Source organism: Acidobacteriota bacterium (assembly GCA_009691245.1).
Taxonomy (GTDB): domain Bacteria; phylum Acidobacteriota; class Terriglobia; order 2-12-FULL-54-10; family 2-12-FULL-54-10; genus SHUM01.
The window spans coordinates 1-17,032 of record SHUM01000028.1; the positions used below are offsets into that span (position 1 = coordinate 1).

The window sequence follows — 17,032 nt, forward strand, 5'->3', positions numbered from 1 at the left end:
CAGTGGCGGCAGCAGTACAACACCCGCAGGCCGCACTCGGCGCTCGGCTATAGGCCCCCGGCGCCGGGGGCCTATAGCCCTGTCAAAAACCCAGTTTCTCGGCCTCAGGTTGTGATGTAAACTCTCTCACAAGGATTGGTACAAAATCTAGGGCGGGTCACCCCGGCTCCCTGACCGCAGCTGCTTGCAGTGATGACGTGGTCGGTGGACGCTTGAAGAACAACGGTAACGGACCAAACAACTTCCAAACCGGCGGCATCGACGAGGAGTCACCCAATTCACCGGTGGACACCTACGAGGCTTGGGGTACTGGACGGTTCAACAACGTCAACGATGCGATTATTCACTTCATGCTCACCGACGCTGGCGAGCCTGGCAAGGATCGCGACGAAATCTGGGTCGTGGTCTATGTCGGCAGCGTAAGCCCGGCGAATGAAGTGCTGCGTGTCGGCGGCGACTGGGATGCTGGACACAACACCATGAACTCCTTGCTGACTCCGGCGCAGCGCGATGCTATCGTCCCGAACGGCAAGGGCCTGGATATTACCGGTGCCGGCGCAGTGGATGACAAGAACTGGCCGAAGAACGGCGCTGACATCCAGAACGGTAACCAGCAGGCGCACAAGGGTCTGTAAGCTCGACTCCTGTACCTGCTCTGCTAGCCGCAAGTCAACTTAACCTTAACCGTGGGGCCCCGCAAGGGGCCCCACTTCTTTTTGGTCCGGCTTTTGCGTATCCGAGCCGCGCTCCTGAACGCCATATTGATGGCGTTCAGGAGCGTCCACGACGTGCGATGACGCGCAAACCAATTCGATGCCGTTTTTACAATTGCTATAGAGTCTCCGCAACCCGACCGAGCCCCTGTGGGGGGCGATAGATAGTAACCCACGGCTTGCGCCTTGGGCTACTTTATGCCGCCTCTACGGGGCTGAGAACGGTGCTGTGTGGCTACATTGGAATATATAAGTCGGGAAGACACGCGTTGATAAAGGCGGGAAAATGCCGGGAAGGAGTGGCTGGGAGGCAGGGATTCGAACCCCGATAGGCGGAGTCAGAGTCCGCAGTCTTACCGTTAGACGACCTCCCAATCGGCCGCTGAAATGCAATGTTTATAGGCTCATTGTGCGGCATTGCAGGGGTGTTGTCAAGATTGCGGCCGGTCGCGCGGGCGGAAAAGATTGGACCACAGAGGACGCAGAGGTACACAGAGGCAGGCACTTGGAAATCTTTCCGGATGTTGGTTGCGGCTCTGTGAGATGCTGCCCCCCGCCACAGGGAAGCCACTCGAGGAATGACAAATGGCGGCTGGCGTGGCATGATGAAGAGTTCAGCACCATACTTAATGGCGCACCGTTCGGGTGGCACGGGTAACGCAATTGGCTGGGGGAAATACTATGCACACTTCATCAGACAAGTCGGGGGACAAGTCGGCCGGAGTGGTCGCGAACGCGCCGGAGGCCATTGGCAAGCTGGTCGCGGAAGGCATTGAATGCGTCTGGCCACCAATAGAGAAGGCGACGGACAAAGCCTGCGCAGCCTTCGCCGAGATACTCACGCCGAATGCGCTGCGCTTCGTGGCCGACCTCGAACGCAAGTTCGGCGCGCGGCGGCGCGAGTTGCTGGCGCGTCGCGTCGAGCGGCAGCGCGCGCTCGATGCCGGGCAGTTTCCTGATTTTCTTCCCGAAACAAAATCCATTCGCGATGCCGCATGGACCGTGACGCCCGCGCCGGCCGATTTACAGGACCGCCGCGTGGAGATTACCGGGCCGGTGGATCGCAAGATGGTGATCAACGCGCTGAACTCCGGCGCGAAGGTCTTCATGGCGGACTTGGAGGATGCGCACGCGCCGACGTGGGAAGCGACCATTCAAGGTCAGGCGAATCTGCGCGACGCCGTGTGCGGCAGCATCGAGTTTACGAACCCGGATGGCGCGGTGTACAAGCTGAAGCCGACGGTCGCCACGCTGCTGGTAAGGCCGCGCGGCTGGCATCTGACCGAGAAGCACATCCAGGTGGATGGGCAGGCGATGTCGGCGTCTCTGTGCGACTTCGGCCTCTACTTCTTCCACAATGCCAAGGCTCGGCTGGAGCGCGGGACGGCACCCTATTTCTACCTGCCGAAGCTGGAGAGCCACCTCGAGGCGCGGCTGTGGAACGATGTGTTCATCCACGCGCAGCGCGAGCTGGGCATCGCGCAGGGGACCATCAAGGCGACGGTGCTGATCGAGACCATTCTCGCCGCGTTCGAGATGGACGAAATACTTTACGAGTTGCGCGAGCACTCCACTGGGCTGAACTGCGGGCGCTGGGATTACATCTTTTCGTTCATCAAGAAATTTAAAAAACACCCCGCGTTCGTGCTGCCGGATCGCGCTCAGGTGTCCATGACGCGGCACTTCCTGCGCAGCTATTCGCTGCTGGTCATCAAGACGTGCCACCGCCGCGGGGCGCACGCCATCGGCGGCATGGCCGCGCAAATTCCCATTAAGAACGATGTGGAGGCCAATGCGCAGGCCATCGCCAAAGTGTATGACGACAAGGAGCGCGAGGCCGCCGACGGCCACGACGGGACATGGGTCGCGCATCCGGGGCTGGTGCCGGTGGCGCTGGAAGTGTTCAATCAGGAGATGCCCGTCGCCAATCAGGTGAGCCGCCAGCGCGATGATGTGCAGGTAAGCGCGGCGGACTTGCTGAAAGTTCCGCGCGGGACCATCACCGAATCAGGTCTGCGCACGAATTTGCGCGTCGGCGTGCAATATCTGGAGGCGTGGCTGCGCGGCGCGGGCTGCGTGCCGCTCTATAACTTAATGGAAGACGCGGCCACGGCGGAGATTTCGCGCGCGCAAGTGTGGCAGTGGATTCGCCACGCCGCGAAGCTGCCGGACGGGCGCGTCATCACGCGGGAGATGGCGCGCAAGATGCTGGACGAGGAGATGGCGCAGTTTCGCGCCGCGCTCGGCGCAGATCGCTACGCGACCAGCAAGTTCACGTTGGCGCGTGAGTTATTCGAGCAGATCAGCACGCAGGATGAGTTCGTGCCGTTCCTGACGCTGCCGGCCTATGAGCATCTGGACTAAGAAGTGAACGGAGTTGAATAGAAATGGGCATCGCGAAAAAAACATCTGACGGAGTTGTTTCCAGAACCGCGCGGACTACGAGGCCGGTGAAATCATCGGCGGCGGCGGAGCTCACCGCGTTGGACGCGGAGGCGCGTGAAATGAAGAAGTGGTTCGCGTGCCCGCGCTTCACGGGAATCACGCGGCTGTATTCCGCCGGGCAGGTGGTGCAGCATCGCGGGACAATCGAGACCGAATATCTGGTAGCGAAGACCGCGGCGGAGGAGTTCTACGCGCGTCTGCGCGAGCTGTTCGCGCGCGGCGAGCAGATCACCACGTTTGGCCCCTACTCGCCGGGGCAGGCCGTGATGATCAAGCGGGCGGGCATCGAAGGCATCTATCTGGGCGGCTGGGCGACCTCGGCCAAGGGCTCCATCAACGAGGACCCCGGGCCGGACCTGGCCAGCTATCCGTTGAGCCAGGTGCCGGACGAGGCTGCCACGCTGATTCGCGCGCTGCTCTCGGCGGATAAGAATCAACGCTACTTGCGCTCGAAGATGACCGAGAAGGAACTGAAGGCATCGCGCAAAGTGGACTATCGTCCGTGGATCATCGCAGACGCGGACACGGGGCACGGCGGCGATCCGCATGTGCGAAATCTGATTCGCCGTTTTGTCGAGGTAGGCGTCGCCGGTTATCACATTGAAGATCAGAAGCCGGGGACGAAAAAGTGCGGGCATCAAGGCGGCAAAGTGTTGGTGCCGATGGACGAGCAGATCAAGCGGTTGAACGCCGCGCGTTTTCAGCTCGACCTGATGAACGTGGCCGGCATCATCGTGGCGCGCACGGATGCCGAGGCTGCCAACCTGCTGGACGGGCGCGGCGACGAGCGCGATCATCCGTTTGTGCTAGGCGCGACCAAGACTCACCTGCCCAGTTATAAGACCTGCTATTTGGCCATCCTGAAACGCTTTTACGACAAGGGCGTGAAGGATGTGAATGGGCATCTGCTGTATAAAATTTCCAGCGCGGAGTACAAGGCCGCATTCGATTGGTTTGAGCAGACGGGACTGATGGCCGTGATCGATGGCAACATCGCCGTCATTGTGCAGGGCCGCAGCCGTAGTATCACACAGCCGTTGGACAACGCGGCGTCGAAGTTTGTGGAGACCTGGGAGGCCGAGTCCGACCTGAAGACGTACGCGGCGGCGGTGGCCGATCTGCTGAAGTTCCAGCTCGAGGAGGGACGCCAGCCGGAGATGAGCGCGGCCGAGTGGCTCGCGTTCGCCAGCAAGGCTTCGTTCCATGACGCTCGGGAGAAGGCCCGATCGATGGGCATTGAGGCTGTGTGGGATTGCGAGCTGTCGAGAACGCCGGAGGGTTACTATCAGGTGAAAGGCGGCATTGCGTACGCCATCGCCAAGTCGCTGGCCGTGGCCCCGTTCGCCGATTTGCTGTGGATGGAGACCGCGACCGCCGACCTGCATGAAGCGCGCGAATTCGCCGAGGCCATTCACGCCGAATTTCCCGACAAGATGCTGGCCTACAATCTCTCGCCATCGTTCAACTGGGACACCGCGGGCATGAGCGAGAGCGATATGGCGGCGTATCCGAAGGAGTTGGGCAAGCTGGGATTTGTCTTTAACTTCATCACGTATGGAGGCCACCAGGTCGACGGTCTCGCATCGGAGGAGTTCGCCAACTCGTTAATGGAAGATGGCATGTTGGCGCTCGCCCGGCTGCAGCGAAAGTTGCGCCTGCTCGATTCGCCCTACAAGACGCCGCAAACACTTGTCGGCGGCCCGCGCGGCGATGGCGCGCTGGAAGCGACATCGGGTCGCACGGCCACCACCAAGGCGATGGGCAAAGGTTCCACGCAGTACCAGCATCTTGTGCAGACGGAGGTTCCGCCGCGCTTGCTGGAAAGTTGGCTTGAAATGTGGGCGAAGTATTATCGTGTTGGACAGGGCCTGCGCGTCCAGTTGCGTCCTCACAAGTCAGCCGCCGAATTGCTGGAGCTGAATATTCTCAGCGAGAAAAATGAGAAGGTTGCCAACGCGGTGTTTTCCTACATTCACGACCTGCGCGGCAAGAATATTCTGACCTTCCGCGACCACAATACCTTCAGTGTTCATCTACGGCAGAAGCGCCTGATGACGCTGCTGCACCTGTTTCTCATCCACCGCTACAAGAGCGATTCGGTGTTTTACGTGAATCCCACCGAAGACAATCAGAAGCAGAGCCGGGGCATGCGCGACATGGGCATCTACAAGAATGTCTCCACCGAGATCGGCGACATTATCACGGCCACGGTCAACCCGGACCGCGTCAAGGAACTTCTGGCGGCGGATCAGGCAGCGTTGAAAAATCTGATCTTCAAAAAAAGGAAGTCATAGCGGGAAGGAAAGCCGGTCATTTCGCGACGGGCGAGAATTCATCCTCGGCTAGAAACTCGTGGATGAAGGGGTCGCGCGAGGCAGCGAGTTCGGCGGGCGAGCCGAAGAAGATGGCGTGGCCGCCCTCCAGCACCATGATGCGGTCGCCCAGTTGCCGGGCCAGACGCGTGTCGTGCGTTACCACCACGGAGGTGAGCTTGAGCTGGAGCTTCAGCTTGGCGATCAGCGAGGCGATGTGCCGCGACATCAGCGGATCGACCATGGTCGTGGGCTCGTCAAATAACACGGCCTCCGGTCGCGCCGACAGTGCGCGCGCGATGGCCGCGGCGCGCTTCATCCCGGTGCTCAACTCAGAGGGGAACTGCTCGGCCAACTCGGAGATTTCCAACATCTCCAGCAATCCGACAACAATCTCGCGGATTTGATCATCGCCCCAATCGCTCTGCTCGCGTAGCGGAAACGCCACATTCTCGAAGATGCTGAGCGAGTCAAACAGCGCCCCGGACTGAAACACCATCGTTACTTTTTTGCGGATGCGCTGCAACTCGCTCTCCGCATAGTCCGTGATGTCTTCGCCGGCCACCCAGATGCGTCCCGCATCCGGCTTCAGAAATCCCATGATGTGTTGCAGCGAGACCGACTTTCCCACGCCGCTGCGGCCCATGATGGCCAGCGTCTCGCCGGGGTCCACAAAGAAACTCACATCCCTCAGAACCTCACGGTCCCCAAAGGCCTTCGACACATGCTGGAAATCAATGTAATGGTCCATGTGGAAATTTCCGTCGATACGCAACAATCCTAACATGGGGCGTAACACGGTCGAAAGCTCCGGCCATTCTGGACATTGGCGGCGGCATCCACTATTCTGAGTTTGGCATGGCCTTCCGCTCATACGGCTCTACGATCAGTCTGGGATTTGGCGGCGGCACCACGCCCGCCGTGAAGAAGCTGCTCATCGCCAACGTGGCGGCCTTTGTTGCGGCGACGCTCTTGCAGGCTGCGGGGCTGGGCATGCCGGTGCGCGTGCTGATGCTGACGCCCTACTCGGTAACGCACTCCTTCGCGCTGTGGCAGCCGGTTACTTATCTATTTCTGCACGGCGGCTTCTTCCATATTCTGTTCAATATGCTCACGCTGTGGATGTTCGGTTGCGACCTGGAGCGCCAGTGGGGAACGCGCCGATTCCTCACCTTTTATTTCCTTACTGGCATCGGCGCGGGATTGTGCGTCGTGCTGGTGAACCCGAATTCGCTGGTGGCCACGCTGGGCGCTTCCGGCGCCATCTACGGAATCCTTCTCGCGTTCGGCCTGCTCTACCCAGACCGCAGGATTCTTTTCTTCATGATTTTTCCCATCCCCGCGAAATATTTCGTGATGATCCTCGGCGGCATCGCATTTCTCTCCGCGCTGTCGATGCCGGGCGACACGGTGAGCCATGTCGCGCATCTCGGCGGCCTGGTCATCGGATTCATTTACCTGCGCGGCCGGGGACGCTGGTTCAACTGGCGCAACGAATACTACCGTTGGCGCCGCCAACGTTTGCAGCGCAAATTCAAAGTTTATCAAGGGAAAAAAGACCACGAAGAAGGCCGCCCAGACCGCTGGGTGAATTAGTCAGGTTTGGTAGCCACGGTGAGTGCTTTTCTCGCCGTGGGTTCTTGCGTTCCAGCGCGGGAGGGAAAGCCCACTGCGAGAAAAGCACTCACCGTGGCTACCAAACCACGGCCAATCCCCGAATGCTATAATCAGCCGATATGAGCGACGATCAAAAAACAACCGCCGATGATCCAGAGATCGAGCGGCAACTCGACTATCTGCGCAAGGGCACGGCGGAGATTATCCGCGAAGAGGAGTTGCGCCAGAAACTGATCGCCGCGCGCGACAAAAAAACTCCGCTGCGCGTGAAGGCCGGATTCGATCCCACCGCGCCCGATCTGCATCTCGGCCACACCGTGCTGCTGCGCAAGCTTAAACACTTTCAGGACCTCGGCCACACGGTGATCTTCCTGATTGGCGATTTCACCGGACGCATCGGCGACCCCACGGGCCGCAACGCCACTCGTCCCCCGCTCAGCGAAGCCGACGTGGCCTCGAACGCCGAGACGTATAAAGAACAGGTGTTCAAGATACTGGACCCGGAGAAAACCGTCGTCGAGTTCAACAGCAAGTGGCTGGGCACCTTCTCAACCGCCGACTTCGTCAAACTCTGCTCGAATTACACCATAGCGCGGCTGCTGGAGCGCGATGATTTTTCCAAGCGCTATCAGGGCGGACATCCGATCAGCGTACACGAACTGCTGTATCCGCTCTTTCAAGGTTACGATTCGGTGGCACTGCGCGCCGACGTGGAGATGGGCGGGACGGATCAGAAATTCAACCTGCTCGTGGGCCGCGATTTGCAGCGGGAGTACGGCCAGCCGTCGCAGGTCGTAATGACCATGCCGATCCTCGAAGGCACCGACGGCGTGAACAAGATGAGCAAGTCGCTCGGCAACTGGATCGGAGTGAAAGAAGCGCCGCCGGAGATGTTCGGCAAGCTGATGTCCATCTCCGACGAAATGATGTACCGCTACTACGAGCTGCTCACCGACATGAGCGCCGCCGAGATCGCCGCGCTGCGCGCTCAAGTGGCCGCAGGCGCTCTGCATCCCATGGAGACGAAAATTGCGCTGGCCAAACGCATTATCACAGACTTCCATTCGAGCGACGCGGCGCAGCAGGCCGAAGATGGCTTCCGCCGAGTCTTCCAGAATCGTGAGCAGCCAAAGGAGGTCGAGACCATAGTGCTCTCGGCACGAGCTGAAAAACTGAATCGTCTCCTGGCCTCCGCCGGACTAGCGGAATCTGTCAGCGAGGCCACGCGCAAGGTGAAGGAAGGCGCGGTAACGGTTAACGGCGAGAAGTGCCGGGACCCGCAGCAGACTTTTCAGGTCGCCAGCGGAAGTGATTTACTGTTGCGCGTCGGCAGGCAATTTAAGAAAGTTGTCGCCGGGAATTAACAGAGCCGCCACCGTGAGGGAGCGGGGGTTGCACTCTCGCCATGAATACGCCGTTGTCGGAACGCGGGGAACGGAATCAAAAGCAAACCCCAACCCCCGCTCTCTGAGGTCGCGGCTCTGTTAGGGCGGCCAGTGATCTTATGTCCAACGAATCCATTCGTGTGAAGCTGGTGAGTGAGGCGGCGGAGTATGTGTCCATCACGCCCATCATTCATCGCGATTACACGCTACACGAGCTGATCGGCGCGATGCTGCCCGTGGTGGGCCGCGACGCCGAGCGCATCCGCCAGATTCTGCGTGTGGGCGGGCTTTCCAATGGGGAATACCGCTTTCGCTGGGAAGGCCGCGAAGAGGATGCGGCGCAGATTGAGAACGTGTTGGCTGGATATCCCCGCGCCGAGCCGCAGCGTCCCTTCGACGCGGGGAAGTGTGTCGCGATACGCTTCAGCCGAGGCGTGGAAGTGCTCTCGCTGCCGCGCGAGACGGCGGAGCGCAAGGGCCTGTTTGCGGCGAAGAGTTTCTGGGATGAGTTGTTGCGATTTGCAGGGAGTGGCCTGCGCTACGCTGATTACTCCTACGCCGACCAGGCCGATGTTTATGTGCTCGAGTTGGATGTATCTTCCCACGAAGCCTTCCGTGCTCTGCTGCCGCTGATGAAGCCCAAGTCCGCCGGTGAGCGCCTGGAACGCCTCCGCCCCGAGAAAATTGAGTTGCTGACTCGCCGCTAGACAACGCGTGACAGTGCCGCGACCGTGAGCGAGCGGGCCATTGGAAAACCCACGCCCCGGTTGCCGTTGCTTCCCCCATGAACGAGCAATACGTTATTGTGGAATTCAAACTTCGCCGTCCGGGGCATTGTGTTCCATCGGCCCGCTTGCTAACGCGCGCGGCACTGTCACGGCTTCAGATACGGTGTGATGCAGCCGTCGTGAATGGCTTTGAGAGCGGCGGCGCGGTCGGCGGTGGCCACGGTGAGAGAGATGTTCGTCTCGGATGATCCTTGGGCGATGGCGATGATGTTGATCTTCTGACTGGCCAGCGCGCCGAACATCTGCGAGGCGATGCCCGGCGTGCCGCGCATGCCTTCGCCGATCAGCGCGATGGCGGCGACATCCTGCCGCGTGATGGGATCGACGTAGCCGTGATTCAGCTCCAGACGAAATGCTGTTTCGAGCGCGGCCAGCGCGGCCTCGGAGACATCCTGGCGCACCAGCAGGCAGAAATTATCCTGATAGGACGATTGCGTTACCATCAGTATCTCGATGGACGCATGATGTAGCGCGGTGAAGGTGCGCGCGAACAACTCCGTGGTGCCGGGCGTGCCGTTGCTGCGCAGCGTGAACATGGTAACGGGCGCGAGCGAAGTAACCGCCTTGGGACCGAGAGGAATTACCGGATGCGGCGCGCCGATGCGCGTGCCTGGTTTCTCCGGAGCGAAGGTGTTCTTGATCCACACCGGGATCATGCGCGAAGCCAGCGGCGCGAGCGTCTTGTGATGCAGAACTTTCGCGCCGAAGTGAGAAAGTTCGGAGGCTTCCTCGTAAGTGATTTCGTCGAGGATGCGCGCGCCGCTGACCGCCTTGGGGTCGGCGCTGAGCACGCCATCGACATCGGTCCATATCCAGAGTTCATCGGCATCCAGCGCGGCGGCGAGAATCGCGCCGGAGTAATCCGAGCCGCCGCGGCCCAGCGTGGTGCGAATCCCATCGCGGGTGGCGCCGAGAAAGCCGGTAACGACCGGCACGCGTCCCGCTTTTGCAATGGGTAGGATGAGCGATCGAGTGGCCTCGCGGGTGGGTTCCATCAGCAGGCGCGCGCTGCCGAAGTTGTCATCGGTTACGACGCATTTGCCGGTGTCCACGGCATCGGCGGCGATGCCTTCCTGCTCCAGAAACAAAGCCAGCAGATGCGCCGAGAGGCGCTCGCCGACGGAGAGGCCGGCGTCCATGGCGCGCGGCGGCATCTCGCCCAGCATCTCCATGCCGGAGCAGATGCGGCGGAACTCGCCGGTGATTTCCTTCACAATCTTTCTCGCGGCGTCCTTGCGCGGTCCGGCGAAGAGGGCTTCGACGGTATCCAGATGCTTCTGTTCCAGGTGCGTAAGCTTCTCGGCAGCGGTCTGCGCATCTCCTGAGACGGAACTGCGCGCGGCGGCCAGCAATGTTTCGGTGATCGTGCTCATTGCCGAGACCACCACGACCACGGGGGCATGCTTCTCGCGCGCTTGCGCCACGATTTGTCTTACGCCGCGGATTGCCTCGGCGCTGCCCACTGAGGTGCCGCCAAACTTCATCACTAACATGTGTGCCATCCTGAACGCGGAATGTGAAAATAATAGTATCTATCGAGTAGCCTGTTCGCTGCAATGGGCGGGGGCTTGCCTGTGACCACCGGTTGCGGTATCCTTATAGTTCGCCGCTTTAGCGGCAGGGGAAGTGAGAAGAGTTATGAAAGCTGAGATACATCCGCACTACGAAGAAGTAACCGTACACTGTGCCTGCGGGAGCGTGTTCAAGACCGGCTCCACGCACAAAGGCATGATCCGCGTGGAAATCTGCTCGCAATGCCATCCGTTCTTCACCGGCAAGCAGAAGTTGATTGACACCACCGGGCGCGTCGAGCGCTTCAACAAACGCTCCGCCAAGAAAATCAAGGACGTAGCAGCTTCGAATTAGCTGTGCCTCGTCTTCTTCGAGTCTGGTTCGAGTCTGGTTCGGACAATTATTTTTGCGCGGCCCGGGAGTTCTTCTCGGGCCGTGCGTGTTTTTGGAGTAGAATGCCCGCATGAGTGCCGCCGAAACTCCATCCCTCTCCGCCCTCGCCGGCGATTCCTCTGCCGCACCGCGGGTAACCCTGCGCAACTATTTTCCGCACGCGTATGATTCGGCTATCGCGGCGGCCCGCACCTGCTACGCCACGCGCCTCATCACCCCCGACGAAATCAGCGAGAAGCAGCGCGTCAGCATCGGCCCGGCCACGTTCAATGGCGGACATCACACCGTTTATCAGCATGCGCACTTTGAGTTCGGTCTGGAGAATGTGTCACGCCAATTCGTCTGGAACTTTTTGCACTCGCATCCGTTTTACAACTCCGAGCAGCAGAGCCAGCGCTACGTTCGCCTGGATCGCGCACATGCTTTCCTGCCACCGCTCATCGGTGAGGCACGCGCGGTGTATGCGCAGGCCATTGAGCGCGCCTGGGAGCGCTATCGCGAACTCTCCGCCAAGCTGATCCCGCGCACGCGTGAGACGCTTTATCAAGTTTGGAAGATCGGTCCGAATACCGACGATAGGCGCCGCCGCCGCATCGAGCAGCAGGTGGAGAAGAAGGCCATTGAGGTTGCGCGCTATGTGCTTCCGCTCGCGGCGCACACCACGTTGGTGCATACCGTCTCCGGCATCGTGCTGCACCGGATGTCGCGCATGAGGCACTCCGGAGATACGCCGCACGAGACCGCGCTGGTGATGGACCAAATGGTGGCGCGCGTGAAGGAGGTCGAGCCGGAGTTCTTCGATCGCATCGGCTCAGGCCCGCTGGAGGAAGACAAGATTCCTGAAACTCGGCTGGCGGTTAGCGCGGATCCTCGCCGCTCGCGCAATGAGTTTGACAGCGCGCTGGGCGGACGCACGTCCAAGGTGATCTCCATCGATGCCAATGCCGAGCGTGTGGCCGCGCAGGCGGTGCGCTATGTGTTGGGCCTGAGTGAATCGGAGATGGATGACGATTGCGCGCTCGACGAACTGCTGAACCCGGCACGCAACCGCTATCGGCTGGAGACTCTGAACGTCTCCATGCACTCGCCCATGATGCGCGCGTTGGAGCACGTTCAGTACACATTCCAGAAAAAGATCAGCCACACCGCCGACTCGCAGGACCAGCGGCATCGCATGGTGCCGGCATCGCGTCCCCTTCTTGCCGCCACGGATTGCCCTGAGCCGGATTATTTGACGCCGATGCTGATCCGTGGCAACGCCGAGGTCGAGCCGCTTTATACCCAGGCGATGGAGGAGGCGTGGGCCGCCAAGAACAAGCTGCTCGCTCTGGGAGTGCCCAAAGAGTTCGCTGTGTATGTGCTGCCTAACGCTACGGCGGTACGCCTGGTGGAGAGCGGCAGCCTGCTGCATCTTCTACACAAGTGGACCATGCGCACCTGCTTCAACGCGCAGGAGGAAATTTATTTCGCTTCGATGGAAGAGCTGGATCAGATTCGCGCCGCGCATCCTAGGCTGATGCGCTATGTGGGTCCGCCCTGCGTGGTGCGCAAAGGCAACGCATATCCTGTTTGTACAGAAGGCAGTCATTTCTGCGGCGTGAAAGTGTGGGAAAACTTCCCGCACGCGCAACGCCTGCTTTGATTTTTAGCAGAGCCGCGACCGTGAAGGAGCGGGGGTTGGGTTGGTCGTTGCCGCCAAGCGAACCCCCGCTCCTTCACGGTCGCGGCTCTGTTAGCGTTCGTAATGCTCATTGATGGGTCGGGAAACAATCCCATAAACGCGGCTGGCCAGTGCGGCGCGCTCCGTCTCGGATAGATTCGCGGTGTCGATGGTCTCATGCAGATGCACGGTGATGGTCGCCGGATTCAGCATCAGACTGTTCTTGCGATTGAATTCAAAGGAGCCGACGACGCTGATGGGCACGATGGGAACTTCCAGATCGCGCAACAAACGAAAGATTCCATTCTGAAAGGGGCCCACTCGCCCATCGAGCGTGCGGCGTCCTTCAGGAAACACGATGAGGCTGACGCCGCTGGCCAATGCCTCCCGCGTCTGCAGCACGAGGCGGCGCATGCTGCCAGGCGTGCGCTGGTCGGCGACAGGAATGTTGCCAAAGCGTTTCATCAGCCAACCATAAAAAGGTATGCGGAAATGCGACTCCAGTTCCCAGCCGCGAAAATATTGCGGAATCGATGAATACAGAATGAATGGGTCGAACAGGTTAACGTGGTTGCCGATGAAGATGGAGGTGCGCGTGGGATCAAATCCAGGCGAGCGCTTCACGACGAGATCCACGCCCGTCAGCCGCACAATATTGCGCGCGAAGAAGCGCTGGAATGGATCAGACTTTCTTGGGTCGATGAACAGAGCCACCACGATCAACGTGGGCACTGCCACCACAAAGTGCGCCCAACTGATAAGCCAGATGAATATGCAGCGCAGGATGAGATAGATTCGCTTCATGGGTTTTCCGGGAATTCCAGACCCTGCATCAGGCAATAACATTTAGCGCCGCGGGCAGCACTTCAATCCGCTCGCATTGCGCTGTGATCACTTCACCATCCACCATCATATCGATCGGGGCATCCAGCGCAAACTCCACGCGGCGCACAGCCCGTCGCTCGGCTAGTGGATGATGCACGTGCGAGCCGTCATACAGGCGATGCAGATTGGCGAGCAGCCCGATGCGGCTAATCGGTCCCCAGCGCACCAACTCGATTAGTCCGTCGCCGCTATTGGCCTGCGGCGCGATGTGCATGGTCCCGCCGGTAAACTGAGAATTGTTGAATGTGAGGAACAGGCATCGGCGCTGGTCCATTTGCGCATCGCCATCGGTACGCAGCGGGAATGCGCGGCGACGTAACCGGAGCAGCGAGACCAAAATTCCCAGCAGATATCCCGCGGGGCCAAGCGGCTTGAAGCTGCGGTTGGTAAGAGTGGCGACGTCGGCGGGAAAGCCGATACTGAGCAGGTTGATGTAGTAGAGAGTGCCACCTCGATAGGTTAGTTGCAGCACATCGCAGGGCCGGCGTTTACCAGCCAGCAGAGACTCCGTCGCGTACGCCGCGCCGCGGTCGCTGAAGTCGCGCAGGAAGGAGTTGCCGGTTCCCAGAGGCAGGAAGCCCAGAGTCGGAGGTTCGCCGTTCAGTGCCTCGGGGAATAATCCGTTGATGATCTCGTAGGAAGTTCCATCGCCGCCCACGGCAAGAAAGCGGCGATATCCGGCCTGATACGCCTGGCGCGCCAACGCGATGCCATCGCCGGAATGTCGAGTCTCGGCAACTTCAATCGCAATGCCCGCGCGACGTAGTTCATTCAGCGCAGGGCCTGCGAGCTTCCCGCAACGGCCCGCGCCGGCGGCGGGGTTCAGCACCGCGAAGAATGTGTCTGGTTGAATCATCGCCAGTCGGTTTCCTGTCTGTTGATCTACAAGGACTGAATCGCAGACCGCTCGATCTGTTCACGAATCTGCTCGGCCAGCATATTCCGTTTGATCTTCATCGACGCGGTGCGCGGGAAATCACTCTCCCAAAAAATATAGCCATGAACACGCTTGAAGTCCGGCAGGCGGCGGTTGCGCTCGGCGATCTGCTGGAGCAGCTCATCGTTAATGGTTTTGCCAGGTTCGAGATGAACGGCCAGCACCAGCTGCTCGCCGGACAGGGTGCGCTGGGGCCAAAGGTAGTTCGTGGCGAAGATGCAGAACTCCTTGATGGGCAGCCCCTCGAATGAATTCTCGATGTCCTCGGGATAGATGTTCTTTCCGCCTTCGGTGACGATCATGTTCTTTTTGCGCCCGGAAAGTTGCAGGTGCCCGCTCGAGTCGATGTGGCCCAGATCGCCCGTCATCAGCCAGCCGTTGACGATGGTTTCGTCCGTCAGCTCGGGATCATCAAGATAATGGGACATGACCATCCTGCTGCGTACGGTAACTTCGCCGACGCTCTCGGCATCGGGATTGGCAATGCGCAGTTCGACTCCGGGCAGCGGCTTGCCGACGGTGTCGGCGCGAAACGGGCGCATGTCGTTCAGCGTGATAGCCGTGCCCGCTTCCGTCAGCCCATAACCATTGGCCACGGGTATACCCAGGTCGTAGAAAAATTGCAGGGTGGTGGCCTCAGTGAAAGCGCCGCCTACGAACAGGCCCCGCAACTCTCCACCGAAGGCGCTGTGTACCTGCTTCAGCAGCATGCGGCTGAGCTGCGCGTTGGGCTGGCTGCGGGTGAGCAGTCGATTCAACGCGATCAGGAAATTCAACATCCCACGCTTCATGGGCGGCAGTGCGGCAAAGCGCGCGCGTAATCCAATCTCCAAATTCTTGAGCACCATGGGCACCAGCGCCATGTAGGTGATCTTGTATCTGGTGAACGCCTCGCGAATGAACTCGGGCCGCAACGAGCGCAGATGCACCACCGTCGCGCCGCACACAAACGGACCAATGAAGCCGACCATGAAGTCGATGGCGTGATTGGTGGGCAGAATGCTTAGGTAACGCACGCCGGGCCAGAAAGGGTAGAGCGAAGTCAGCGCAACACACTGCTCGAGATAATTCTCGTGCGTCAAAACGCAGCCCTTGGGGCGTCCGCCGGTACCGGAGGAATAGACGATGGCTGCCCAGTCTTTGCGCGCGCGGGCGACGAAGGCGGGTTCGCCGTCGCCGTGAGCCTCTTCCCAACGGCTCGCTCCAGCGAGGTCCGTTTTGGCAGGCGCTTCAGTAACCAGCACCGTCGGCATCTTCCATTCTTTGAATTCCGGCGACTGGGTAATGGCGCGCCACAAGTGATACTCAATAATAAGTACGCGCGCCTTGCAGTGAGTGAGTAGTTGTAAGTGCTCCGGCGCAGTTAGTTTGTAATCAAGAGGAACGATGACTCCGCCGGAATGCAGGATGGCGTAGGCGGAGATCAGCCACTTGGACTGATTGGTCATGATGATCGCGCCGCGAGAGCCTTCCACGAAGCCTGTGTCCTGCAATGCACGCGCCAGCGGCAGCGCGACATCGCCAAACTGTTGGTACGTCAGGCGGCAGTTCTCCCGCTCACGGTCGGCTTCAATGAGACACGTTTCATTGGCCCACTCCGCCAGCGCATCGCGCAGAGCAGCACCAAGCGACGGATATTGGCTGAGATCCTTCATCATGGAATTTGCCACGGAGGCACAGAGGCACGGAGATTTGAATGGCTAAAGAACAAAGCGCTTTATCCCATCCTTCACAAGGCGCGAGTCGAAATTGATTAAAAGACCAATCTTGGCACCGGTCACGCGGAGGTAAGTCAGCACCTGCACATCAAAAATGGGGTCCATACGCGCACACTCTTGATCTCCACAACGACAACTTCTTCGACCAGCAAATCCAGGCGATACTCGCCAACCGATTTTTCTTTATAAACAACAGGAAACGGAGGCTGTCGTCGATACTTAATTCCGCCTAAATCAAATTTAAAGCACAAAGCTGCCTCATAAGTCGATTCCAAAAGGCTTGGACCAAGATGGCGATGAACCTCGATCGCGCATCCAATAATTCTTTCTGTCAGTAAGTTTAACTTTTCCAATCTCCGTGCCTCTGTGTCTCCGTGGCAATTACAGGCGGGACTGGATGCGATCGGCCAAGGTGCGAAAGTCACTGACTCCTTGTAACTCGTAATCCGGCAGCTCGATACGGAAGTGACTTTCGAGTTTCGTCAACAGGTCGAGCGCCTGCAGGCTGTTGATACCGAGCTTCTTGAAAAAGTCGTCGTCCGGAGAAAGTCCTTCGCGCGGCACGTTGAAGTGCGCGGCGGCCAGTGTCAGTATCTCCTCAATGGTCTTATCGATCGTCGGCATCATTCGTACTCCGGTTCATCTGTTTGGTGACTTCTCTTGTAAA

At 59.6% G+C, this 17,032-nt stretch carries 15 protein-coding genes, 1 tRNA gene and 1 pseudogene; 9 read left to right on the top strand and 8 right to left on the bottom strand.

Translation table 11 applies throughout. The annotated features are described in order from the left end of the window. A partial coding sequence (locus tag EXQ56_08330) for an IS3 family transposase (protein ID MSO20457.1) occupies positions 1-120 on the top strand: 120 nt, incomplete at its 5' end. A 92-nt stretch (positions 121-212) separates the two neighbouring features. Then, positions 213-635 carry a hypothetical protein gene (locus tag EXQ56_08335; GenBank protein ID MSO20458.1) on the top strand — a complete coding sequence of 141 codons (423 nt, stop codon included), beginning with the start codon at positions 213-215 and terminating at the stop codon, positions 633-635. A gap of 378 nt (positions 636-1,013) precedes the next feature. On the opposite strand, the gene EXQ56_08340 is transcribed toward EXQ56_08335, so the two are convergent. Next, positions 1,014-1,087, bottom strand: a tRNA-Gln gene (locus EXQ56_08340). A 307-nt stretch (positions 1,088-1,394) separates the two neighbouring features. Here EXQ56_08340 and aceB point away from each other — a divergent pair. After that, entirely contained in the window at positions 1,395-3,077 is a 1,683-nt protein-coding gene (gene aceB, locus EXQ56_08345) for a malate synthase A (protein MSO20459.1), read from the top strand. 140 nt (positions 3,078-3,217) lie between these two features. Further along, positions 3,218-5,452 carry an isocitrate lyase family protein gene (locus EXQ56_08350; GenBank protein ID MSO20460.1) on the top strand — a complete coding sequence of 745 codons (2,235 nt, stop codon included), beginning with the start codon at positions 3,218-3,220 and terminating at the stop codon, positions 5,450-5,452. 16 nt (positions 5,453-5,468) lie between these two features. On the opposite strand, the gene EXQ56_08355 is transcribed toward EXQ56_08350, so the two are convergent. Then, positions 5,469-6,344, bottom strand: a complete 876-nt coding sequence (locus tag EXQ56_08355; protein MSO20461.1) for an ATP-binding cassette domain-containing protein — start codon at positions 6,342-6,344, stop codon at positions 5,469-5,471. Between EXQ56_08355 and EXQ56_08360 the strand changes: the two genes are divergently transcribed. From EXQ56_08360 to EXQ56_08370, 3 genes are all read left to right on the top strand, one after another. Continuing rightward, positions 6,329-7,066, top strand: a complete 738-nt coding sequence (locus EXQ56_08360; protein ID MSO20462.1) for a rhomboid family intramembrane serine protease — start codon at positions 6,329-6,331, stop codon at positions 7,064-7,066. The two genes, EXQ56_08355 and EXQ56_08360, sit on opposite strands and share 16 nt — an antisense overlap. A gap of 140 nt (positions 7,067-7,206) precedes the next feature. Further along, complete coding sequence (locus EXQ56_08365; protein ID MSO20463.1) at positions 7,207-8,451, top strand: tyrosine--tRNA ligase; 1,245 nt, start codon at positions 7,207-7,209, stop codon at positions 8,449-8,451. A 140-nt stretch (positions 8,452-8,591) separates the two neighbouring features. Next, on the top strand, positions 8,592-9,179 hold the full coding sequence (locus tag EXQ56_08370; GenBank protein MSO20464.1) for a hypothetical protein: 588 nt from the start codon (positions 8,592-8,594) through the stop codon (positions 9,177-9,179). 167 nt (positions 9,180-9,346) lie between these two features. Here EXQ56_08370 and EXQ56_08375 read toward each other — a convergent pair whose 3' ends face one another. Next, positions 9,347-10,762, bottom strand: coding sequence for an aspartate kinase (locus EXQ56_08375; protein ID MSO20465.1), 1,416 nt, complete (start codon positions 10,760-10,762; stop codon positions 9,347-9,349). A 136-nt stretch (positions 10,763-10,898) separates the two neighbouring features. Between EXQ56_08375 and EXQ56_08380 the strand changes: the two genes are divergently transcribed. Both EXQ56_08380 and EXQ56_08385 read left to right on the top strand, forming a co-directional pair. After that, on the top strand, positions 10,899-11,126 hold the full coding sequence (locus EXQ56_08380; GenBank protein ID MSO20466.1) for a 50S ribosomal protein L31: 228 nt from the start codon (positions 10,899-10,901) through the stop codon (positions 11,124-11,126). Between the two features lie 109 nt (positions 11,127-11,235). Continuing rightward, positions 11,236-12,807 (top strand): FAD-dependent thymidylate synthase, encoded by a 1,572-nt coding sequence (locus tag EXQ56_08385; GenBank protein MSO20467.1) that lies wholly within the window; start codon positions 11,236-11,238, stop codon positions 12,805-12,807. Positions 12,808-12,897: 90 nt separating this feature from the next. On the opposite strand, the gene EXQ56_08390 is transcribed toward EXQ56_08385, so the two are convergent. The 5 genes and pseudogenes from EXQ56_08390 to EXQ56_08410 all read right to left on the bottom strand — a co-directional run bounded on the left by EXQ56_08390 (position 12,898) and on the right by EXQ56_08410 (position 16,992). Further along, positions 12,898-13,671 (bottom strand): 1-acyl-sn-glycerol-3-phosphate acyltransferase, encoded by a 774-nt coding sequence (locus tag EXQ56_08390; GenBank protein MSO20468.1) that lies wholly within the window; start codon positions 13,669-13,671, stop codon positions 12,898-12,900. Beyond that, positions 13,658-14,566: a YegS/Rv2252/BmrU family lipid kinase gene (locus tag EXQ56_08395; GenBank protein ID MSO20469.1), complete on the bottom strand. Its 909-nt coding sequence runs from the start codon at positions 14,564-14,566 to the stop codon at positions 13,658-13,660. The genes EXQ56_08390 and EXQ56_08395 overlap by 14 nt, the downstream gene beginning before the upstream one ends. Before the next feature lie 26 nt (positions 14,567-14,592). Continuing rightward, a complete protein-coding gene (locus tag EXQ56_08400; GenBank protein MSO20470.1) occupies positions 14,593-16,305 on the bottom strand; it encodes a hypothetical protein in 1,713 nt (570 codons plus the stop codon). A gap of 42 nt (positions 16,306-16,347) precedes the next feature. Then, positions 16,348-16,718: pseudogene (locus EXQ56_08405) on the bottom strand (GxxExxY protein). Between the two features lie 28 nt (positions 16,719-16,746). Continuing rightward, the gene (locus tag EXQ56_08410) at positions 16,747-16,992 is read right to left on the bottom strand and encodes an acyl carrier protein (GenBank protein ID MSO20471.1); all 246 of its coding nucleotides are present in this window, start codon (positions 16,990-16,992) and stop codon (positions 16,747-16,749) included. Positions 16,993-17,032 lie beyond the last annotated feature (40 nt).